This window comes from Phycisphaeraceae bacterium, from assembly GCA_019636735.1.
Lineage (GTDB): Bacteria > Planctomycetota > Phycisphaerae > Phycisphaerales > SM1A02 > VGXK01.
Genome location: JAHBWY010000003.1, coordinates 151718 through 173853, shown reverse-complemented (window position 1 = coordinate 173853; position 22136 = coordinate 151718). Strand labels below are relative to the sequence as shown.

The following is a 22136-nucleotide window of genomic DNA, read 5'->3' as shown; positions in this document are numbered from 1 at the left end:
CGATCGGGCGTGCGGCTCAGGCACCCTGCGCTCGCAGCCAGCGCTCGACATAGTGAATGTCGAATGTCGCCCCGACGAACTCGGGGTGGTCCATGAGCCGCAGGTGCAGCGGAATGGTGGTTCGCATCGGACCGATGGAGAACTCGCGCAGGGCGCCCTTCATGCGTCGAATGGCCGCATCGCGATCGGCGGCGTGCACGATGAGCTTTCCGATCATCGAGTCATAGTTCGGCGGAATGCGATACCCCGCACGGGCGTGGGTGTCGAGTCGAACGCCCGGTCCACCCGGGGCGGAGAAGCGCTCGATGAGACCCGCCTGCGGCATGAACCCGCGATCGGGATCTTCGGCATTGATGCGGCACTCGATGGCATGGCCTCGAAGAGCGACCTGATCCTGAGTGAACGGGAGCGGTTCACCCGCCGAGACGCGGATCATCGTCTTCACGATGTCGACGCCCGTGATCATCTCCGTCACCGGGTGTTCCACCTGAACACGCGTGTTCACTTCGAGCATGTAGAAGTTCTGCTCGCCATCCATCAGGAACTCGCAGGTTGCCGCCCCCGAGTACTTCGCCGCGCGGATCAGCGCCGCGGCGCTCTCACACACACGACGCCGTCGCTCCGGATCGACTCCTGGTGCCGGCGCCTCTTCGATCAACTTCTGGTGGCGCCGTTGGCTCGAGCAGTCGCGCTCGAAGAGATGCACGGCGTTGCCATGCTGATCTCCGATGACCTGCACCTCGAAGTGCCTGGCATGCTCAAGGAACTTCTCGACATAGACGGCGCCATTGCCGAAGGCGGCCGCGGCCTCGCGCTGCGCACTTTCGATGCCCTCGCGAAGCTGTGCTTCGTCTCGGGCGATGCGCATGCCTCGACCGCCGCCTCCCGCCGACGCCTTCACGATGACGGGGAAGCCGATCTCATGGGCCACGGCCACCGCTTCCTCGAGATCCTCGATGGCACCGTCGGTCCCGGGAAAGACGGGCGTTCCGGTGCGCTTGGCCAGTCGCTTGCAGTTGACCTTGTCACCGAGTTGGGACATCGCCTCGGGGCTCGGACCGATGAAGGCGATGTTGCAATCGCGGCAGACCTCGGCGAAGTGGGCGTTCTCGGAGAGAAAGCCGTAGCCGGGGTGAATCGCATCGGCGCCCGTGATCTCCGCCGCCGCGATGATGCGGTCGATGCGCAGATAGCTGTCCTTGGCGGCGGGCGGACCGATGCAGATGCGCCGATCCGCCTGCTCAAGCCACGGACCGTCGCGGTCGGCGGTCGAGTACACGCAAGCCGTCTCGATGCCCAGCTCGCGGGCGGCTCGAATGATCCGAAGAGCGATCTCGCCTCGATTGGCGATGAGGATGCGCTTGAACATCTGATCGGAACTCCCAAGGGCGAGGCGCCGAAGCGTCTCGGCGAACTCAACCGGGGCGGACCATGAAGAGCGGTTGACCGAACTCCACCGCGTCACCGCTGCGCACAAGGATTCGCTCCACGGTGCCGGAGACTCCCGCCTTGATCTCGTTGAAGATCTTCATCGCCTCGACGAGACAGACGACACTCTCCGGTCCGATCGATGCTCCGACGGCCACGAAGGGCGGCTTGTCGGGCCCAGGAGCCTGATAGAAGGTCCCCACCATCGGACTCTCAATCGGGACAAGACCCGCATTCGGGTCCGACGCAGGTGCCGCAGGGGCAGCGGCGCCCGCCGACGGGGGTGGTGGCGGCGCGACCGGCGCCATGGCCATTGGCTGGTGGGACACCACCGGCATCGCCATCGCCGTCGGGCGCTTGAGCGTCACCTGCTCCTGTTCATCGCGAAGATCGATCTCGACGAGGTCGTTCTCGACCATCAGTCTCACGAGTTCCTTCAGCTTGCGTGTGTCAATCATGGATTGGGCATCCTTGCGGATGGAGCCGTCGCCTCACAGGCGAACACTCCCTCCCCGTCGTGTAGGAGCGAATGGTAGCGAACCGCCGCCAACTTTGGGGGATCAGGCGGGAAACCGCGGCATCGTGCCACGATCCGCCACAGGTCGTCCGAGGACCTCGCTGAGAACCAGGGCGAGGCGCAGGTCTCGTGGACTGGCAACGGCGCGGGCGACCGAGGCTTGCAGGGGATTCACCTTTCGAGGAGCGGGCTGCCCCTTCTTCGATTGGAGCAATGAACCGGCGGCGATCGTGCTGAGCGGATCGGCCGCGTTCCCGCGAAGGACGGTGGCCGTCGGCACCTTGGGAGGTGCCGGAGGTCCGGCAGGTGAACGCCCGATCGATGATGGCGCCACCGAGGGCGGTCGCGCCGCAGCGCCGGGCTGCGGCCTCGCGGGCGGAGTCGGCTGAACTCGGCCCGCAGGGGTGCGCGCTGGCGCAGGCGCCGCGGGACGAGCGGAGGTCCGACTCGGCGGCACGGGCAGTGGTCGACCGGCAGGCACCGAGGCGCCTGCTGACGGTCGTCGCGGTTTCGCGGTGGTCGAGGCAATGGTCGGTCGCGATGACGAAGAACGATCGACCGGCAGCGGCTGTGATGAAGCGGCGCGCGCCGCACGCACACGCGCCTCGGCCTCAGCTCTCCTCTCGACATCCTCCCTCGCTCCGGCCTCGAGCTTGCGGCGCATCGCCTCCTCGCGAGCGAGTCGCTCCGCCTTCTTGGCCACGGCGCGCAGGATCATGTTCAACCCCACCACGATCAGAACGATGATCCACCAGTAGCGGCCCATGGGCGGAGTCTACGCCGACGGAGCGTTCGGCGTGGTCCCGGGCAGCCACTTGGGAAGCGGTGCAGGTCGCGGCGCAACTCCTTCGACCATCGTGAAGCGCACGCCATAGACCGTTTCCAGCACATCGGGAACGAGCACCCGCTCCGTTTCGCCCGCGGCCACGAGTGCTCCATCGCGGACGAGCCAGACCTCGTCGGTCGCCGCCGCAAGGACCAGGTCGTGGGTCGCGAGCAAGACCGAGGCACCAGCCTTCGCCGCATCCCTGATCACCTCGAAGGCGCTCCGAGCCGACGCAGGGTCCATGGCTGCGAAGGGTTCATCGAGAAGGAGCAGGCCGCCGGGCTCATGCTGCGCCATCGCGCGGGCAATGGCCACCCGCTGCCGCTGCCCTTCGGAGAGATCGTGCCAGCGGCGCCATGCAAGCGACGCAAGACCGCAGCGTTCGATCGCCTCGTTGACGCGGCGGGGATTCTCAGGAAGCGCAAATCGACCCAGTTCAACGCACGCCCTCACCGTGAACGCGGCGTCAAGGCCGGGTCGCTGCGGTACAAACGCCAGTCGCTTCGCTCTTGCCATCGGAGGGAGGCGCCGCAGGTCGACGCCATCGTGCCGAAGCTCTCCGCGATCGACGGGGATGCTGCCTGCAATCGCGCCGAGCAGCGTGCTCTTGCCGCAGCCATTGCCCCCGAGCACGGCGACAACACGGCCCGGTCCGACGCCCGCAGAAAGCGGTCCGAGCGTGAAGTGACCTCGACGCACCCGAAGATCGCGGATCACAAGATTCATGGTCCGCCTCCGGGCCGGAAGCGGCGGAGAAGCCAGAGAAAGGCGATCGAACCGAGGATCGCCGTGACCACGCCGATCGGCAGGCGTCCCGCACCGAAGTCGATGGCCTGGCGTACGACATCGGCACCGGCGAGCAGCGTGATCCCTGCGACCGCCGAACCGACCACAAGCGAACCATGTCTCGCCCCGCAGAGCAGGCGCGCCATGTGCGGCGCCACAAGACCGACGAATGCCAATGGCCCGCAAAGCGCCGTGGCCGCGGCTGCGAGCGCTGCGGCGACCGTCAGAAGCGCCAAGCGCAGCCGGGGAAGATCGACCCCCACTGAAATCGCTTCGGCATCGGAGAGTGATGCGGCATCCATCGCTCGACCGAGTCGGACGGCGAGAAAGACACCGATCACGGTCACGCCACCGCTGCACCAGGCGACAAGTCCGGGCGACACCTCGGGGATTCGGCCGAGCATCCAAGCATCAATGCGCCCGCGCGCTTCAAAGGGCAGGAGATGCTGGATGAGGAGCGCGAGCGCCGATGCAAGCGCGGAGACGATGACACCGGCAAGCACAAGCGTGAGGGGCTCAATCACGCCCCGCCGCTGCCCGAGTGCGACCACCAGCGCCAGACTGGCGAGCGCACCCGCGGTGGCCGGAAGGAGCGCCCCGCCCGCCATCAGCCATGCCGCGGCGGGAGAGAGCGTTGCCAGCCAGGTGGCGACCGTCATGCCGAGACCGGCGCCCGCCGAGAGTCCGAGGATGAAGGGCGACGCAAGCGGATTCCTGAGCAGGTTCTGAAGAAGCAGGCCGCTGACCCCGAGCGCCGCGCCGGCGATGGCCGCGGAACTCGCCGCCGTCGCGCGGAGCCTGAGAATGTCCCACTCCTCGGGCCATCCGAAGTGGACCCCCGTCGCGCCTCGCCCGATGAGTGCTCGCGCGACGATGACACCTACGAAGAGGGCCACCAAGGTCGAGATTCCAATCACGCCGCGCCATCGCTGGAGCGCTGGGACCTGCTCCGCATGCGACCGGGATTCGGGCTCGCGGCTCATGGCGCCACCTGCCCCTGTGCAGTCGACACACGCTGGGAGACTTCATGGCGCAGCGACTCGACCGCATCGATGACGCCCGCGCCAGGCTCGAGCAGGCCCGGGTCACTGACCACCAGCACTCGCCCTTCGCGAAGCGCCCTGATAGGCAGTGTTGCGACTCGTGCGGCGAGCGCCTCGGAGCCGATGACCACGACCCACCTCGGATCAAGGCGGCGGGTCTCCTCCACAGAGAGCTCGGGATAGGCGCCGCGCGTGACGACATTCTCACCGCCAAGCGACAGCCAGAGGTCATCGACATAGCTGCCCGGCCCGAAGGCCATCGGGGGATCGGCACCGAAGAGGAGAAGCGCCGGCCCCATGGCCGCGATCGCCTCATCGCGCACGCAGGCGCGATCGAATCGCTCAAGCAGCGCCATGGCCCGATCCGAATCGGCCAGGCCCAGTTCCGACGCGACACCTTCGATCATCATGCGAACCTCATCGAGCCGGTCGAGACGCCAGTCGTGGACCTTCCAGGGCCGCCCTGCGGCAAGACGCCGAATCTCCTCCTGCGGGCCGACCGCCACCGTGCGCTGGAGGAGGATGTGTGAGGGCGCGAGCGCCACCAGTCGTTCAGCGTCCACGGATGCGCCATCCCATGTGACCGCCGCGCTTCCGCTCGTGCGGCACCATGGCGACCGTCCGACGATCCGATCCCCGGCACCAAGGTGCTCGATGGTGGTCGTGATCGCCGGCGAAAGCGAGACGATGCGCAGCGGCGCCGTGCGTGGTTCACCCTGATCGCTCGTTCGGGCGTGGTCCGCGCCGATCGGGCGATCCGGTGCACCTGAAGAGTCCTGAGTTCGCTCGCACGCTGACATCGCCACCACACCTCCCAGCAGCGCAAGGCGAAGGCTTCGGAAGGCAGCGAGCGGGGCTCGAAGGATCTCCGACACGCCGGGCATGGTACGGAGCGACCCGGTGGATGTGCGGCCTGCCACGGCCTTCGCTCCGCCGTACACTTCGGTCATGGCGGTGCGCGAGACGCTGGAACGGTGGATCGTCGGAGACGCACCCGAGAGTGCGGACACGCCGAGTGATCCTGCGCCGATCATGCAACGGACCGCGATGGAACTCGAGCGGGTCGGCGATGCCGCCGAGGCGCTCCGCACCATCCTGATCGAGCAGGAGCGGGAGCGCACCGAGGTCCTGCGAGTCCTTCAGACACTTCCCGAGCCCCTCTCGGCGCTACCTCGCCTGGCCGCGCAACAGGAGTCCTTCGGCGACATGATCGGCCAGGCCCTCGTGCATGCGCGCCAGCGGGATGCGCAGGTTGAAGCGAGCCTGGGCCGCATCGTGGACGGGATCTCCCAGCACACCGATGTCTTTGGTTTGATCCAGCAGCAGCTTGACCTGAATCTTCAGGCGGCCAACGGCGTCGCCGACGGGACCGCTCAGTTGACCGAGGCCGTGCAGTCGCTCACGGCGTCGCACCGTGAGGGAACCAACCTGCTGGCCGAGCTCGTGCGGCGCTCGCAGGAACTCGGCGCCGTACGCGAGCGGAATGAGCGGGTTCAGCGAGCGTGGATGATGGCGCTGCTCGGCATGAGCGGCTTGCTCATCATCTCCGCCCTCATCCTCGGCTGGATGGCGCTGTCGCGGCTCTCCTGATCGGCGCGTATGCTTTCCGTCCCCCAAGGTGGGGTGGCAGAGTGGTTGAACGCACCGGTCTTGAAAACCGGTAAACCCGTCAGGGTTTCAGGGGTTCGAATCCCCTCCCCACCGTTACTTCGCGTGGTCACCACGATCGTGACCGCCATGGCATTCATGACGACGATTGCGATCGCCTCGGCCGGCGCAGGCGCGCCACCGCGATCTCCCCCGCTCACCTTCAAAGATGAGTCGGCTCAACTGTCGCTGCGCGCATCACTCTCGGGCAGCGGACTGCGCCCCTGCCAGACGCGGCGTGACGCATTGGGCGAGGTCACTTCGCGAAGGAAGCGCTCATACTGGCTCTTGAACTCCGCGAAGCGCGGGTTGAAGTACTCAAGGAGCACCCACTTGCCCACGCGGCTGTGCAGATGCATCGAGCGCGCCCGGGGATTCGGGAAGGCCTGCGAGTTGGCCATGCGCCCGGCGAGGCGGCCTTCCGCCGCATCGCTCACCAGTTGCCGCAGCGCCTCGGCGTAGCGACCGTCCTCGCCTTCGTTCAGGAAGTGGACGAGCGCCCAGACCTGCGCGTAGTAGAGAAGCAATCGATCCTTGCCCTGTCGAAGAAACTGCTCTGGGCTCTGGTCGAGGAGCGCCTCGAGCGGAATGAGCATGTCGGCGCGGACGCCGTTGCGAAGCTCTCCGAAGCGCTCGTAGTTCCGCCACGGGAGGAATGGCGAGGAAGAGCCTTCACCGCGACCGGGTCTCACCGCTTCCATCCAGCAGGCGATGCCCTCCTCGAGCCACAACGGAAGTGGATGCTTGAAGGTCGTCTGCGTGTACTGATGCCAACCCTCGTGCGCGAGAATCGTCAGCGTGTCGAAGCGTCCGATGTCATAGAGGATCGCATGACCTTCGGTGGTGAACCCGCCCTTGCCCATCGCGAGGTATGGCCCCGCATTGGCTCCCAGGCGATCACGCGTAAATCTCTCCCACTGAGGCCTCGACCCGAAGATGTAGGTCTGCAGTGGTCGCTCAGGTGGCGGAAGGGCGCCGAGCTCCGAGCGGTAGCGCTCCAGCGCCCGCTCCGAGAAGAGTGAGAGCGTGCGCTCCAGCGAACCGTCGGTCAAAGTGCTGTGAATCAGGAAGTGATCGGTGCGATGAAGTCGCCCCTGGGTCTCCGCGAAGTTCCAAGGCTCGATGATCGCGCTGCCGGGCGCTTCGGCCCGCGGCGCTGGCGCTCGCTCGGCGGTGGGCGTCACCTCGGGATCACTCGCGATCGGCCCGGAGCGCGCCCCAGGCGCGGTGACTGGTGCCGTCACCGGCGGCGCTGCGGTCCCAGTCGCCCCTCCGGAGGGGTGGGAGAGCGATGACACCGACCCGGGACGGGGCATGGAGAGCGACTCGACCGTGACCGCGTCACTGCCGCAGCCCCCGAAGAAGAGTGAACTCAACACGATGGGCGCCGCGGCAATCCCGCCGACGGTGAAGGGACGCGACAAAGGACGGGCGGGCTGCATGGGTGAGTCAGTCGTCGGCGTGGTCCGCACGATGGTTCGAGTGTAGGTCGCGGGACCATGTCGAGCCAGAGGGAACTTCAGGAGATCAGCGCGGCCAGAGACCTCTCGACGGCGGCAAGATCGCTTCGTGCTCCTTCCAGCATCTGTCTCGTCTGTGCAACCACCTCCGGGGGCGCCTTGGCAACATAACCCGGGTTGTTCAGCTTTCGTTCGAAGCCTTCCACGGCGCGCCGAAGTTCATCACGACGCTTGCCGAGTCGATCTCGTTCACCCGCGGCATCGCTCTCTTCGAGCAGCCCAAGGAGGTCGATCTCGCCGCCTTCGAAGACGAGCGGCACGGCTCCGCGTGCACGCTCTGAGCCCGCGCTCCGCTCGGTCACGGCATCGAGCCCGGCGAGTGTCTCGACCACGCCGCCCGCCATGCCGATGAGGGTCACCACCGATCGATCGGCAACGAGTTGCAGGCGCTTCTTCGGCGGGACCTGTCGACTGCCGCGAAGATTGCGAATGAGGTTGACGAGCGTCTGCACCCGCTCGAAGGTCGCGATCGCCTCGGTGTCGAGCAGCGTCGGTTCCACCACGGGCCAGCTCGCCGTGGCGAGAAGTTCGCCCGGAGCGATCGTCAGACCGCGCACCGGAGGACGAGTGGCGCTCGCCGGCCCCACTTCACTCCAGAGCGACTCCGTCACGAAGGGACAGATCGGATGCGCGAGGCGCAGGATCGCATCGAGCGAGCGCAGCAGGATTGCCTCTTGCACCGGGTCACCCCGAATGGTCGGCTTCACGCCTTCGAGGTACCAGTCGCAGAGGTCGCGCCAGAAGATGTCATAGAGCACCTCCACGGCATCGCTGAAGCGGTAGTGATCGATGGCTGCGTCCATCTGACCGATAGCGCGTGCAAGTCGCGAGAGCAGCCAGCGGTCAATCAGGGGTCTCGTCGCGGGGTCGATCGTGGCCGTCGAGCTGGCGCCATCCTGGGCCGCAGCCGAGGCAAGGACGAAGCGCGTCGCATTCCTGAGCTTGGTCGAGAAGTGACGGCCGACATCGAAGCGCGAGCTCGTGTTGAGCGCGAGCGGCACCTCATCGGTCGGCGTGGCCAGGCCGCTCACGAATCCGTAGAAGGAGACCATCGTCCGGCCTCGTTGCGACTGGCTCTCCTGGATGGGCGCGGCGACGCGGTAGCCCGCATCGGTCTCGATGAAGGCCGGAGTGAAGGTCGTCCCCGAGTGAGGATCAATGAGATCGACGGGAAGTCGCACATCCTGCGTGTCGGTGGCGATCTGGGCGAGCACGAAGCGCATCGCGTCGGCACCGTGCGTCCGAATGATGTCGCGAGGGTCGACGCCGTTGCCGAGGCTCTTCGACATCTTCTGCCCGAAGCCATCCTGCACCACGGGATGGATGTAGACATGGCGGAACGGCAGCCGCCCTCCGTTGAAGTAGCGATTGAACATCACCATGCGACTCACCCAGAGCGTGATGATCTCGCGCGCGGTGCAGAGCACCGAACTTGGATTGAAGGTCTCAAGCAACCCTTCCATGCCGAAGCGCTCGGGGTCGGGCCAACCGAGCGTTGAGAGTGGCCAGAGGGCGGAGCTGAACCAGGTGTCGAGCACATCGTCGTCCTGGCGAAAGCCCGCCCGCTCGAGTTCGGGCACCATGGCCTGCTGCGCCTCGGGCACGCAGAGGAGCTCCTCGGCCGCGCCATCATCGCGCCGGCGCACCCGATGGACCAACCCCGCGCGTGACCACGCGCTTTCGACGGGAATCATGCTTCGCCGCAACGCACCCGCCGAGGGTGTCGAGGCATCGGAGAAGGGCGCCCGCGCGAGTGCCGCGGTCGCCTCGGGCGACAGCGCCTCCTCACCCCGAGACCAGACGGGGATGCGGTGCCCCCACCAGAGCTGGCGGGAGATGCACCAGTCGCGGATCTGCTCGTGCCACACTTCGAAAGTGCGCGCATACCGCGGCGGGAAGAAGTGAAGCTCGCCATCACCGGCCGATCGCCCATCCACGCCGATGGTCGAATCACGACTCCGCTGTTCGGGAGCCATCGCACGAAGCGCCGCGCCGCGAAGGCGATCATCGGTCACGAGCACATACCACTGCTCGGAGAGATAGGGCTCGATCGGAACATGCGAGCGATAGCTGTGACCGACGGCATGCCGATAGGGCCGCACCTCTTCGAGCAGTCCATGGCTTCGGAACCACTCAACCACCGCATCACGCGCCCGCTCTCGGGAAAGCCCGACGAAGGACCGCGCCTCTTCGCTCACATCGCTCCAGCCATGACGATCGCTGATCGAGGCGTCAGGCGCCATGATGTTGATGGCGGCCAGGCCGTGGCGCAAGCCGATCTCCCAGTCATTGGGATCGTGCGCCGGCGTCACCTTCAGGAAGCCGGTCGCGAACGCGGCCTTCGGATCCTGCGCCGCCTCGGGCACACCGGCGGCCTCAGCCATGGCTGCGGGCATGACGACATAGTCATCCTCAACGATCGGGATCTCGCGCCCCACGATCGGGAGCTTCACTCGCTTCCCTCGAAGCGCGCGCGCGCGGGGATCGCGAGGATTGACCGCGACCGCGGTGTCGCCAAGCATCGTCTCCGGTCGGGTCGTGGCCACGGTCACATGACCTGAGCCATCGGCCAGCGGATAGCGGAGCGACCACATGAAGCCGTCGATCTCCTCCATCTCGACTTCGTCGTCAGCGAGTGCGGTGCGCGAGACCGGATCCCAGTTGACCAGTCGCTTGCCCTTGTCGATCAGGCCGTCGGCAAAGAGCCGGGTGAATGCGGCCCGCACCGCTGCGGTGCAGACCGGGTCCATGGTGAATCGCACGCGGTCGAAGTCGCAGCTTGCCCCTATGGCGCGGAGCTGCTCGAGGATGGTCGCCTCGTACTCATCCTTCCACGCCTGGACTTGGGCAATGAACTCCTCGCGGGAGAAGTCGCTTCGGCGCTTCCCCTGCTGGAGCAGCCGCTTCTCAACCACGGTTTGCGTGGCGATGCCGGCGTGATCGGTGCCGGGCATCCAGAGCGTGTTGCAGCCGCGCATTCGCGCGCGGCGAACCAGAATGTCCTGAAGCGCGTTGTTCAGCGCATGACCGAGGTGCAGCGCCGCCGTCACATTCGGAGGCGGAATGAAGATCGCGAACGGCGGCCCCTTCGACTGCGGTGCTGGAACGGCGTGGAAGGCCTTCGCCTGCTGCCATCGCTCCGCAACGAGCTGGTCCGCGTCGGATGGGCTGTAGGATTCACGCGCCATGGGTCGCGAAGCATACCGCTCGCGGTGGCGCCATCGTGGACATGGCGTGGCACCGCTCATGACCACCGCAGCGCTCGTTGCGCTCATGGCACCGCTCGGCTGCGAGCGGGAGCCAGCGGCACCCTCGAGCGTCGCTTCCGCCCGCTCGGTCGATGAGTCCGTTCGGGCGGTTGAGCAGTACCTCGCCCAGGGTCGCATGCGCGAAGCGCGAGTCATCTCGGCGCGTCTGGTCGAAGTCGAGCCGGGCAATGCGACGGTCCGCGAGGTGCACGCGCGCGTGCTGCTCTCGGAGGCACTGGTCGATCATCCCGAAGGCCGCGCCCGAGACGCCGCGCTCGGCGAAGCCGCGGAGGCATACCTTGTCGCCCTTTCGCTCGATCGCGAGAACGCAGCGCTGCACCACGCCGCTGGCGTGGCGCTTGACCAGTCGGGCCGCTCGACGGAGTCTCTCGAACTCTACAACCGTGCGTGCCTGCTCGATCCGACGCAGGCCCAGTACGAACTCTACGCGGCGATGGCGTTGCGACGGCTGATGCGACTCGACGAGGCCCGAGCGCGGCTCGATCGGGCCGCCATGCTCTCTCCCGATGAGCCGCTGGTGGCCATCCTTCGCTCCGATGTGGCGCTCGCCTCCGATCGGCCCTCCGAGGCTCTCGAGGAAGCGCAGCGGGCGCGTCGGCTGGCGCCCGGCGAACTGGCGGCGCGAATCGCCGAGTCGAGGGCACTGCGAGCGCTCGGACGCCACGCCGAGTGCGCCGAGATGCTGCTGGCCCTTCCCCGCGCCTCGCGCACCAACGAGGCCATTGCAAGTGAACTTGCCGAGGCGCTCCTGGTGATCGAGCGGCCCAAGGCCGCGGCGCTCGCCTGGGAGGAGGCGCTCTCGGTCGACTCCCGCCGCTGGCGCTCGGCGGTAGGTGCGGGTCATGCGTGGATCTCCGCCGGTGATCTCATCCGCGCGGAGACCTTCCTTCGCCATGCTCAGGGCGTGGCGCCCGGCGAACCGCCGGTCGAGGCGCTGGAAGAGCGCCTCCGTGCGGCGCTCGAAAGCGGCGCGAGCCCCGTGCCATCGGGGCACCCATCACCGCGCGACAGCGCTCAAGCCAAGGAAGCGTCGCAACGAGCGCCCGGGAGTCCTCGCGGTTCGGAGTGACTCGACGAACTTGCCCATTGGCTTGCGCAACGATGCCCAACGGCGCCTGCACCGATCAGCGGAGCCATCGACCACCATCGACCCTGAGCTCCGCGCCGGTCACATACATGGCGTCGACGGAGAGCCAGGCCACGGCTTCGGCGGCATCATCAGGTGTACCGCTCCGGCCCAGCGGGATCTTCGCTTCATAGGCCCTTCGAATGTCGTCCGTCGTCTCCTCGGGCCACGCGACCACCCCCGGATGCACCAGGTTCACGCGGATGCGCGGCGCGAGTTCCACCGCGAGAGAGTGGACCATCTGCGCGAGGGCCGCCTTCGACATCAGATAGGGGGCGAATCCTCGCACGGGCCGCCCCATGACATGCATGTCTCCCAACGCCGTGATCGCGCCGCCGCCCGGCTGTGAACTCCTGGCAAGGGCAGGTGCGAGCAGTGTCGAGAGCGCGAGCGCCGATGCGGCATTGACCTCGAAGTGCTTCAGCGCCGAGTCAGCCAGCCGTCGACCCAGGCTTTGCTTCGACTGAGCGTTGGAGCCGTCATGCTCATCGCTCGCGCATCCGGAGTCAGACGCCAGCGCCACGCCGCTTCGCTCATACATCGAGGCGTTGAGAATGAGTACATCGAGCGACTCGCCCTGCCATCGCCGACCCGCCGCCTCAACCTCATCCGGATCAGAGAGATTCAGCCGTTCACAGGAAACACCCGCCGATTGTCCGCGCACCGCGCTGACCATCGCCGCCGTCTCTTGAAGGCCGCCGAGATCACTCCTCGCCGTCAGGATGAGATCGAAGCCCCGGCGAGCCATGGCCAGCGCAATGCTGCGTCCGACGCGGCGCGAGGCGCCGACGATCACGGCTCGCGCGCTCATGGTCCCGGCGTCTCATCTGAAGCGGATGGGCCAGCACCGCGCTCCTCACCTCGCGCCACCAGCCTTCGCCCCGATTCACGCCATGCATCGACTGGATCGGCAATCAGTGCACGCGGCGCCTTTCGCATGCGGCGCCGATGCATTGAGAGGAAGAGCCACGCCGCGCCCGTCAGCACGATCACGAGCACAAGGGCAAAGAGCAGCGTGGCCGCAAGCATGGTGCGGCCCTGCTCAAGCGTGACCGATGAATCTGGCGTCACGCGGCCGATTATAGGAAGGCCTTCACGACAGCACGACCCGCGCTTCCGACGATGAGGCCGTCGAGCACGCTCCTTCGGCGCGCGGCAATCCGCGGGGCACCCCCCGCACGGTCGATCGCGCTTCGAGCGTAAACTCTCCACTCCCCTCGCCGCATGACCTTCCACGCGCTGGTGCAATTGCGAGAACGGCTACGGCGACGACGCCGCCGGATCGCCGTCATCCTCCTCTCGATCATCGCGGGACTCGCCTGCCTTTGGGGGCTCCTCGTCGAGGGCACACTGCTGCGCATTGTCGTGGCCCGCGCGATTGGTGCTCAACTTGGCGCGACCTGCACCATCGAGAACTTTGAGTGGAATGGCTGGAACCGTGCCATGATCGGGGGACTCTCCGTTCGAGTGCACGACTGGCCGGAGAGTGCATCGGAGGTGCTCACCATTGATCGGATGAGCGCCGACTTCGATCCGATGCCGCTGCTCTGGGGCTCGCTCGCCCTCACGGACATCACCATTGACCGTATGGAAGTGCGCGCGGTCGAACGAGACAACGGCGAGGCGATCAACCTCATGGCGATCACCCCGCCGAGGACGCGCGGCGGCGGGATGCGACCGCCAAGCATCTCAATCCGTCAGCTCTCCTTGCTGGTTGGCGCCGTCACTCCCGGGACCGAGGACACCATCTTTGATCCCGACGCCCGGCGCGAGTTGACGGGAACGCTCACGAGCGACCGGACCATCCGCAACAGGTGGGACTTCCGCCTGGAACAACTCACTCGCTCGACGGCGAAGCCCGCCACGCTCGAAGGGTGGTTCGTGGGCGACGACTTCGAATACTCCATCACCTTGAGCGACTTCGAACTCGATCGCCCCCTGCGACGACTCTTCGCCACACCCATCCGGCAGGTCTGGAACAGCTTCGATCTCACGGGCAACCTCCGGCGTGTGACCATGCAGGGCGATCGGACCACGCCGGTGCGCCAAGCGAGAATCGATGTGCGGGACTTCGAACTGACCATTCCCGATCTCGGCATGGAGGATGCGTGGGCGCGCTTCAGCGATGGCCGCATCGAACCCATGGACAGCGCACCGCGCGTCATCGTCCGCGAAGGAGTCGTCAAGTTCGACAACTGGCGAATCACGCTCGAGCGACTTCAGGGTCAGCTCGGCGGGCCCAAGGGAGCCGACGATGTCGTGCCCGTACCCGTCGAACTCGCCTTCTCGGTGGATCTCAATCGCGGCCGCCTGCGCGACTGGAATGGCGTGTCCGCGGAGGAGTGGGCCGAGGACGCACTGGAACACGCGCCGTTCGATCTTCGATTGACCATTCAGAACCTCTCGGTGCGGGCGACGGAGGAGCGAGCGCCGGTGCTGGAGTTGCCCCGCGCGGCGGCGGAGATCCTGGCGAACTTCATGGTGCGTGAAGGCACGGTCTCGATCGCCGCGCATGTGTGGCGCCCTCCGCCCCATTGGCGAGGCGACGCTCCAGGCCCCACCAACCCGATCGAAGGCCCGATCGCCTCGGAGATTCGCGTGGATGGGGCCGTGTCGATCACCGGCGGACGAGGCGGCTACTTCAACTTCCCCTACGAGCTCACCGATGTCTCGGCGGACATCACCTTCGTCGACGACCTCGTCGAAGTGCACTACCTGCGCGGCCGCGGAAGTCAGGGTGCGGAGATTTCCATCTCCGGCACGGTGCTCGAGCCGGGCGACGATGCGGGAGTCGATCTGCGCATCGTTTCAGATCGCGCACCCATTGATCACTTGCTCATTGACGCGCTGCGCTACTCACCCGCCCAGCGCTTCCTGACCCTGCTCTTCAACCAGCCGGCCTTCGCCTCACTTGAGGCATCGGGGCTCATCACGCGCATGACCGAGGAACTCCAGCAGGAGCGCGATGGGCTCCTCGCACGGGTCAGGGAGGTCGAGCGCAGCGGCGCTCCGCAAGCTGAGATCGATCGCCGTCGCAGCGAGATCGCCGCTGAACTCCCACGAACCTCGCCGGTGGAGTGGCTCGCCAACTTCCGCCCCGGCGGCTGGTGCGGAATCGATCTCAGGGTCCAGCGGGAAGTGGCCGGAGGTGATCACATCGTCACCACGGGGAAGCTCACGATTCTCGAGGCGCTGGCGCTGTGCGAACCCTTCCCTTATCCACTTCGAGTCCGAGGTCTTCCGAACGCCCCGCTCCCCGTCATCACGGTGGATGATGAGAAGATCTCGCTGCCCGCCGAGGGTCTCCCTCTTCAACTTCCCGGTGGCGGTACTGGATTCCTGACTGGTCTGATCGATCTCCCCCGCGACCCGGATGGCGAGCGCGTCGTTCATCCGAGGATCCTCGTTTCGACTGAGAACGATCGCCTCAATCCGCTGCTTCTTGCGGCCATTCCTGCGGATTCGCTCGATGGCCACGCCTTGAGCGCTGCCGATGGCTGGCCGGGCGTGCGGCGCTCCGAAGCCGCGGACTTGTTGGACGCGATCGGTATTGAGGGGCTGCTGGCTGCCAAGGTCGTCGTCGATGGTGATGGACTCGGTGAGATCCTCTGGCGAGTCGAGCTTGATCTGAGCGAAGGACGAGCGGCGCCGAGAGCCACCATCGGTTCGGAACTTGCCGAGAGCGGATTGGAGTGGCCGGAGGGCTTCACGCTCGACCGCTGCGTCGCGAAGATGTCCGTGACCGAAGAACTCGCAACGCTTCACTCCTTTGAAGGATGGTCGGGTGAGGGCCGCGTGACCGCAGAGGCGTCCATCGACCTCAGGGGTGAGGCGCGATCGCTTCAGGCGACCTTCTCGAACATCTCGCCGGGTGAGTACCTCGTGAACCTCCTGCCACAGCATGAACAGGAGCGTGCCCGGGCATTCTGGCGAAGGCACGAACCAGCCGGGGTCTTCGACGCCGAACTCGACTGGCGCCGAGATGGCGAAGGTCGTCGCACTCGCACGCTTCGTGTGCAGCCTGATCGAATCTCCTTCCTTGCAGGCTCGGTCGATACGCCAGCCGATCCACCCGTGGAGCGAGTCCACTTGAGTCGACGGGCGGGCGACCTTCAGATCGTCGAGCGCGTCCTCGAGGTGCGCGGCCTGCGTTTTGACATCGATGAGCCGGGCGAGCGTCGCTCGGGCCTCCTCATCGACGGCATCTACGGCGCGGAGCGAGGCGCCCCGGTGCGTGAACTCGGCGCCGCGTGGACCGAGGCACGCTTCGACTCGCCGCTCCTCTATGAAGGCCTGTCGCTCTCCGGTGCAACCGATGTGCTCGACCTGATGCATGCGTGGCGCCCGAGAGGTCAGTTCGACGCCATGCTTTCCACGGTCATGCACCCCGCGCTGGGCGAGCCCGCGTGGCGCATCCGGCTGGAACCGAGGGATCTCACGGTCGAGTCATCGGGCGTCACCTCGGAACTGCGCTTCATCGAGGGTTCGGAGCCGATCTTCATCGACCGATCGATCCTGTCCATGCCCGAGTTGAAGATGGAGACAGCGCACGGTCGCCTTCATCTCTCGGGATCGGTTCCTCTCGAGGCTGCACCACGGGAGCACGCACTCGACATCGCCTATGAAGGCGGGCGTGTCGGCGCGCCGGAGCTTCTGCTGGTGGGCGAGCGGGTGCGTTCCGCGTTCGAAGCGATGGATCTTGCCTTCCACGGTCCAACGCGCTTGCGCGATGCGACCCTGGTCTTCGCCCCAGGCGCGGAGATGGAGGTCGCGCGCTTCACCGGCGTCCTTGAGTCAACTCACGCATCCTTCACGACGGGAGTGCCATTCACCGAAATCGAGGCGCGGGCGACCATCGATGTGCGTCCCTCACGATCGACTTCGATTCTCGTTCAGACGCCATTCTTCAAAGTCTGGGGTCACGAGGTCCGTGACGCCTTCGCCGAGGTGATCTACGACACCGAGGCTGGAAGCGTGCGGGTGCCCCAGCTCTACGGGATGCTTGCCGGTGGTTCGGCTTCCGCGACCGTGCGCGTCAATCTCGAGTCGGAAGCCGATGATGACGGAACCTACGAGGTCTCGGTGCGCCTCGTCGGCGGCCAGTTGAGCGAGCTGCCTGCGGGCGTTCCCGAGGAACTCGATCCCGTGCGATCGAGCATGCTTGGGGCCGGCGCACGGGGTCGGGTGGACGGCGAGGTGTCCGTCGGCGGCCCCATCGGGCGCTCGCAGGAACGCGTGGGCCGGGGTCGAGTCGAGATCCGCGATGGGCGAATGGCTGAACTGCCGATCACGATGAGTCTGCTCCAGGTGAGCCAGTTCATGCTTCCCCTCAGCACATCGCTCGATTCCGGTGATATCCGATTCCACATCTCCGGAGACCTTCTCATCTTTGACCGCTTCGATCTCACCTCGCCTTCGATCGAGTTCAACGGAAAGGGCGACCTGAACCTTCAGAACGATGAACTCGCGCTGCGCTTCCGAAACCGCGGTACGGTTCCGCTCTGGCGCGACCTCTTCGGCGCTGTCTCTGACACACTCTTTGCCATCGATGTCACGGGCCCGATGGCCAACCCTGTCGTCTCCGTGGCGCCGCTTCCACCCTTCAACCGCCCCCCGGATCAGAGTCGGCGCGGCACGACACCATGACTCATCCCTCTCCCCAGGAGCGCGCCCTTCGCGACGCGATCGCATCGTTCGTCCGTGAGTCAACTCGCGGCGCCGGACGCGACGCCGGTTCTCTCGGCCACCGCCGCGCGCTGGCTTCCGATCTCGTGCGCACCACGCTTCGCCTGGTGAACGAGGGCTTCGACATCGCGCAGTTGCGACTGATCTCGCTCGCCGTGCGCGAGATGCGCAGCGCCTACCAGGTGTTCAATCGATATCGGGGCGTGCGCAAGGTCAGCATCTTCGGCTCCGCCCGCACGCCGCCGGATCATCCCGACTATGTCGCCGCGCGCGACTTCGGCGCGGCGATCGCCGCCGAGGGGTGGATGGCCATCACCGGCGCTGGCGACGGCATCATGCGAGCCGGTCATGAGGGACCGCAGCGAGAGGCGAGCTTCGGACTCTCCATCCGGCTTCCCTTTGAGACGAACGCCAATGAGTTCATCCAGGGCGATCCGAAGCTTCTCGACTTCCGCTACTTCTTCACGCGCAAGCTGATGTTCGTGAGCCACTCCGACGCCGTTGCGGTCTTCCCCGGCGGCTTCGGCACCATGGATGAGATCTTCGAGGTGCTCACGCTGGTCCAGACGGGGAAGAGCCCGATCGTGCCGATCGTGCTCGTCGAGGGCGCTGGAGCGGATGGCGCACCGCTCGGCTACTGGCCGCGCTGGGAGCATGGCTGCGTCGACAACCTGCTCCAGCAGGGGTGGATCAGTCCCGAGGACCCCGGCCTCTATCAGGTGGCGCAGTCGCCGCTCGATGCCGTCGACAGGATCCTGCGCTTCTACCGACGCTATCACTCGAGCCGCTATGTCGATGAGCATCTCGTCATTCGAATGAAGCGTCCGTTGAGCAGCGCCCAGGTGCTCCAACTCGACCATGAGTTCAAGGCACTCGTTCGCAGCGGCGCCATGACACAACAGGGCCCGCTCGAGCAGGAGGATGAGTTCCCGCAATTGCCGCGACTCGTCTTCCACCACACGAAGCGCGCCTACGGTCTGGTTCGGAAGCTCATCGATCGCATCAATGAGTTGCCCGAGGAGCATGTCCATTGGCCATGAGTCGATCATTCCAATCTGGTGCGGTCGTGGTCATGCTCGGCATGGCGGCCGTGCTGATGGCATCGCCCGGATGCGAGGAGCCGGAGCGCGTGGTCATCGCCCCGGTGCCCTTCGCTCGCGCCGACGATCTCTCGACCACGCGCGTGCGAGGTGGTGACAATGGTCTCGAAGTGGTGCATTGGATGGCCCCCGCCGATGCCACGCATGTGGCGGGTGTCCTCTCCGAGCACGGTCGCGGCGGCACTCTTCCACCCGAAACGATCGATCGACTTCGCCGGAACGGCTTCGTTGTCGCCGAAGTTCCAACCGAGAGCCTGCCGTCATTGCTGGCGGAGCTCGGCGGCACTCTCTCCGATGTCAGGAACTGGCACGGCCAGATCCCGGAGTGGCGCGAACTGCTCCGCGCGACTCCGCGCCCCGGCGCAGCGATCTACACGGGCGATCGCGTGCAGCCCCTGGCTGGAACCTCGCTTCGACTGGCGGTGCGCGGCTGGACGGTGCCGATGGAGGATGGCGGCCTCTTCTGGCTCGAGATGATCCCCCACTCCGTCGGTCAGGATGGCTCATCGACGGCGATGATCTCTTCGCTTGCTCCACGCTCCCGACTTCGCGGCACGCCCTTTCCCGATGCCGGGCTCTCCGTCGTGCTCGATCAGGGGTGGTCGCTGATCCTCGCCCCCGAACCGCCGCCACCTCCGATGGCGCGCACGACCGGTCCTGAAGTGGATCCCCCCGTCACCCTCGGCGCACTCCTTATGCCCGTCGAGGAGTTGCCCGAGATCGAGGGGCGGCCGCTCCAGCGGCGAACGCCCGTGCACCTCTTCATCGCACGGCTGCCCGAGTGGCTTGTTCCGATGCCCGGGAGCGAGGAGGTCGCTCGACCATGACGCGGGTCGTCCGTCCACCCCCATGGCGCGAGCGGGTTCGCCGGCGACGCTTCCGGCGCGTCCCGCCACTCTCCGTGGCGCCCACGCTGCTGACACTCGGGAACCTCCTCTGCGGATTCGCGGCGATTCACTATGCCGCCCTTCCGATCGGACCGAGCCAGCTCTTCGGCTGGAGCACACTCACGGTCGCGGGCGCCATGATCTTCCTCGCGATGTTCTTTGATGCGCTCGATGGCACGGTCGCGCGACTGACCCGCTCAGCCAGCGACTTCGGAGCGCAGCTCGATTCGCTCGCCGACATCGTGAGCTTCGGGGTCGCGCCCGCCTACATGATGATGCGGCTCGTCAGCCACTACTACGGTCCGGGGTGGACCGAGACGATGGGCGGCGCTCCGAGCATTCTGGGCCCCGACGCCGACAGCACCTATGGCAAGATCATCTGGGCGATTGCCGCGATCTATGTGAGCTGCGCGGCGCTGCGCCTTGCGCGATTCAACATTGAGACACCCGGCGTGGCCGAGGAAGATCACCGCTCCTTCCGAGGATTGCCTTCACCCGGAGCCGGCGGCACGGTGGCGAGCCTCATCGTGCTTCATCAGCACCTGCTGGTGAAGACCTTTGCGGAAGTGGCCCCGCCGGGATTTGCAAGGGCCTCGAGCCTCTTCATTCCGCTGGTCACCATCCTCTGTGCAGGAGCGATGGTGAGCCGCATCCGCTACGCGCATGTCGTCAACCGCTATCTGCGCGGGCGGCGGAGCTTCCGTTTCATCGTGTTGCTGGTTGTTCCGCTCGTGGCGGCCATCCTGTGGCTCCAGGTGACCATGGCGATTGCGTTCGTGCTCTATGCGCTTTCGGGTCCGTGGGGCGCACTCATGCGCCGCAACCGCGCGACCGTGGCGATGGCAGCGGAAGCGTCGGGTCCACTCCCACCATCCGGAGTTCCGGGGCAGCCGCCCGGCCCGTCGGACGCCCCGCGCGTGGGTGGTTCGCGTGAACCGACTGGTCGCGAACGCTGATCGTCGAGCCTCTTGAGGACTTCATCCGTGCAACCCGTTTCATCTGCCCCACGGTCCGCTCCTGAGTCGACTTCCGGTCGCTTCGGCCGCTTCGGCGGCCGCTATGTGCCCGAAACGCTCATGCCGGCGCTTGAGGAACTTGAAGCCGCCTATGCGACGGCTTCTGAAGACCCCGCGTTCCAGAAGGAACTCGAGGAGCTTCAACGCGACTTCGTCGGGCGCCCGACGCCTCTGGCTCCCGCGGATCGCCTTTCGGCCCACGCGGGTGGCGCGAGGATCTGGCTCAAGCGCGAGGATCTGGCTCACACCGGGGCGCACAAGATCAACAACACGATCGGCCAGGTGCTGCTCGCTCGGCGCATGGGCAAGAGTCGCATCATCGCGGAGACCGGCGCCGGCCAGCATGGAGTGGCGACGGCCACGGCCTGCGCCCGATTCGGCATGGCGTGTGAGATCTACATGGGCGCCGAGGATGTTCGACGCCAGGCGCTCAATGTCCACCGGATGCGCATGCTCGGCGCGAAGGTCGTCGAAGTCACCACGGGAAGCCGCACGCTCAAGGACGCGACGAATGAGGCGATGCGCGACTGGATGGCGTCGGTCGGGAAGACGCACTACATCCTCGGTTCGGTCGTGGGCCCCCATCCCTTTCCGACGATCGTGCGAGACTTCCAGAGCGTGATCGGCCGGGAAGCACGCGCGCAGTGCATCGATCGACTCGGGCGACTTCCGAACGCCGTTGTCGCTTGTGTGGGCGGAGGTTCGAACGCGGCCGGCATCTTCTATCCCTTCGCCCGCGACCTCGAGGTTGCCCTTGTCGGCGTGGAGGCGGGTGGCCATGGGGCGACTCCCGGAGCCCACGCCGCACCGCTCTCATTCGGTTCCCCCGGCGTGCTGCACGGCTCGTTCAGCTATGTGCTTCAGGACTCCTTCGGACAGACGGCCGATGTGCACAGTTGCTCCGCCGGTCTCGACTATCCCGGCGTCGGACCGGAGCACAGCTTCTGGCGCGATTCGGGCCGCGTGCGCTACACCGTGGCAACCGATCGCGAAGCGCTCGCGGCGTTCGATCTGCTTGCGCGCCTCGAGGGCATCATCCCCGCGCTCGAGACCGCTCATGCGGTGCACGGGGCCATCGAGCTGGCGCGGTCACTCCCGCGCGACGCGCATGTGCTGATCAATCTCTCCGGGCGCGGCGACAAGGATGTCGCTGAAGTCATCCGGCTCACTTCAGCGCCGGCGTGATCCCACCGACGCATTCACGATCGGTGCCAGCCGCGAGATGCAGAACGCATTGATCGCGCGAAGGGGGCGCGTGCTGTCGGCGCTCCGCGTGCATGCGGTCA

17 protein-coding genes and 1 tRNA gene are annotated in these 22136 nt (G+C 66.5%); 8 read left to right on the top strand and 10 right to left on the bottom strand.

Translation table 11 applies throughout. From position 1 onward, the window contains the following. Nucleotides 1-16: 16 nt before the first annotated feature. The 6 genes from accC to KF724_04775 all read right to left on the bottom strand — a co-directional run bounded on the left by accC (nucleotide 17) and on the right by KF724_04775 (nucleotide 5550). The gene (gene accC, locus KF724_04800) at nucleotides 17-1369 is read right to left on the bottom strand and encodes an acetyl-CoA carboxylase biotin carboxylase subunit (GenBank protein ID MBX3354999.1); all 1353 of its coding nucleotides are present in this window, start codon (nucleotides 1367-1369) and stop codon (nucleotides 17-19) included. Nucleotides 1370-1415: 46 nt separating this feature from the next. Then, on the bottom strand, nucleotides 1416-1886 hold the full coding sequence (accB, locus tag KF724_04795) for an acetyl-CoA carboxylase biotin carboxyl carrier protein (GenBank protein ID MBX3354998.1): 471 nt from the start codon (nucleotides 1884-1886) through the stop codon (nucleotides 1416-1418). A 102-nt stretch (nucleotides 1887-1988) separates the two neighbouring features. Beyond that, entirely contained in the window at nucleotides 1989-2711 is a 723-nt protein-coding gene (locus tag KF724_04790; GenBank protein ID MBX3354997.1) for a hypothetical protein, read from the bottom strand. Between the two features lie 9 nt (nucleotides 2712-2720). Continuing rightward, entirely contained in the window at nucleotides 2721-3497 is a 777-nt protein-coding gene (locus tag KF724_04785) for an ABC transporter ATP-binding protein (protein MBX3354996.1), read from the bottom strand. Further along, nucleotides 3494-4540, bottom strand: a complete 1047-nt coding sequence (locus KF724_04780; GenBank protein MBX3354995.1) for an iron ABC transporter permease — start codon at nucleotides 4538-4540, stop codon at nucleotides 3494-3496. Before KF724_04780 ends, KF724_04785 begins: the two co-directional genes overlap by 4 nt. Next, nucleotides 4537-5550, bottom strand: a complete 1014-nt coding sequence (locus KF724_04775; GenBank protein ID MBX3354994.1) for an ABC transporter substrate-binding protein — start codon at nucleotides 5548-5550, stop codon at nucleotides 4537-4539. Before KF724_04775 ends, KF724_04780 begins: the two co-directional genes overlap by 4 nt. On the opposite strand from KF724_04775, the gene KF724_04770 reads away from it, so the two are divergent. Both KF724_04770 and KF724_04765 read left to right on the top strand, forming a co-directional pair. After that, nucleotides 5549-6190, top strand: a complete 642-nt coding sequence (locus tag KF724_04770; protein ID MBX3354993.1) for a hypothetical protein — start codon at nucleotides 5549-5551, stop codon at nucleotides 6188-6190. The two genes, KF724_04775 and KF724_04770, sit on opposite strands and share 2 nt — an antisense overlap. 27 nt (nucleotides 6191-6217) lie before the next feature. Continuing rightward, nucleotides 6218-6304: transfer RNA gene (locus KF724_04765), tRNA-Ser, on the top strand. A 122-nt stretch (nucleotides 6305-6426) separates the two neighbouring features. On the opposite strand, the gene KF724_04760 is transcribed toward KF724_04765, so the two are convergent. Beyond that, nucleotides 6427-7719: a hypothetical protein gene (locus KF724_04760; protein MBX3354992.1), complete on the bottom strand. Its 1293-nt coding sequence runs from the start codon at nucleotides 7717-7719 to the stop codon at nucleotides 6427-6429. 47 nt (nucleotides 7720-7766) lie between these two features. Next, a complete protein-coding gene (locus KF724_04755) occupies nucleotides 7767-10955 on the bottom strand; it encodes a valine--tRNA ligase (GenBank protein ID MBX3354991.1) in 3189 nt (1062 codons plus the stop codon). On the opposite strand from KF724_04755, the gene KF724_04750 reads away from it, so the two are divergent. Continuing rightward, on the top strand, nucleotides 10954-12105 hold the full coding sequence (locus KF724_04750) for a hypothetical protein (protein ID MBX3354990.1): 1152 nt from the start codon (nucleotides 10954-10956) through the stop codon (nucleotides 12103-12105). The genes KF724_04755 and KF724_04750 overlap by 2 nt on opposite strands. 55 nt (nucleotides 12106-12160) lie before the next feature. On the opposite strand, the gene KF724_04745 is transcribed toward KF724_04750, so the two are convergent. Continuing rightward, nucleotides 12161-12973: an SDR family oxidoreductase gene (locus KF724_04745; protein ID MBX3354989.1), complete on the bottom strand. Its 813-nt coding sequence runs from the start codon at nucleotides 12971-12973 to the stop codon at nucleotides 12161-12163. Beyond that, the gene (locus KF724_04740; GenBank protein ID MBX3354988.1) at nucleotides 12970-13233 is read right to left on the bottom strand and encodes a hypothetical protein; all 264 of its coding nucleotides are present in this window, start codon (nucleotides 13231-13233) and stop codon (nucleotides 12970-12972) included. The genes KF724_04745 and KF724_04740 overlap by 4 nt, the downstream gene beginning before the upstream one ends. A gap of 153 nt (nucleotides 13234-13386) precedes the next feature. Here KF724_04740 and KF724_04735 point away from each other — a divergent pair, with 153 nt between their 5' ends. From KF724_04735 to trpB, 5 genes are all read left to right on the top strand, one after another. Then, on the top strand, nucleotides 13387-17808 hold the full coding sequence (locus KF724_04735; GenBank protein ID MBX3354987.1) for a hypothetical protein: 4422 nt from the start codon (nucleotides 13387-13389) through the stop codon (nucleotides 17806-17808). After that, nucleotides 17805-18887 (top strand): LOG family protein, encoded by a 1083-nt coding sequence (locus KF724_04730; GenBank protein ID MBX3354986.1) that lies wholly within the window; start codon nucleotides 17805-17807, stop codon nucleotides 18885-18887. Before KF724_04735 ends, KF724_04730 begins: the two co-directional genes overlap by 4 nt. Continuing rightward, nucleotides 18884-19774 carry a hypothetical protein gene (locus KF724_04725; GenBank protein MBX3354985.1) on the top strand — a complete coding sequence of 297 codons (891 nt, stop codon included), beginning with the start codon at nucleotides 18884-18886 and terminating at the stop codon, nucleotides 19772-19774. Before KF724_04730 ends, KF724_04725 begins: the two co-directional genes overlap by 4 nt. Then, on the top strand, nucleotides 19771-20790 hold the full coding sequence (locus tag KF724_04720) for a phosphatidylcholine/phosphatidylserine synthase (protein ID MBX3354984.1): 1020 nt from the start codon (nucleotides 19771-19773) through the stop codon (nucleotides 20788-20790). Before KF724_04725 ends, KF724_04720 begins: the two co-directional genes overlap by 4 nt. Before the next feature lie 120 nt (nucleotides 20791-20910). Then, nucleotides 20911-22035, top strand: coding sequence for a tryptophan synthase subunit beta (gene trpB / locus KF724_04715; GenBank protein MBX3354983.1), 1125 nt, complete (start codon nucleotides 20911-20913; stop codon nucleotides 22033-22035). Nucleotides 22036-22136 lie beyond the last annotated feature (101 nt).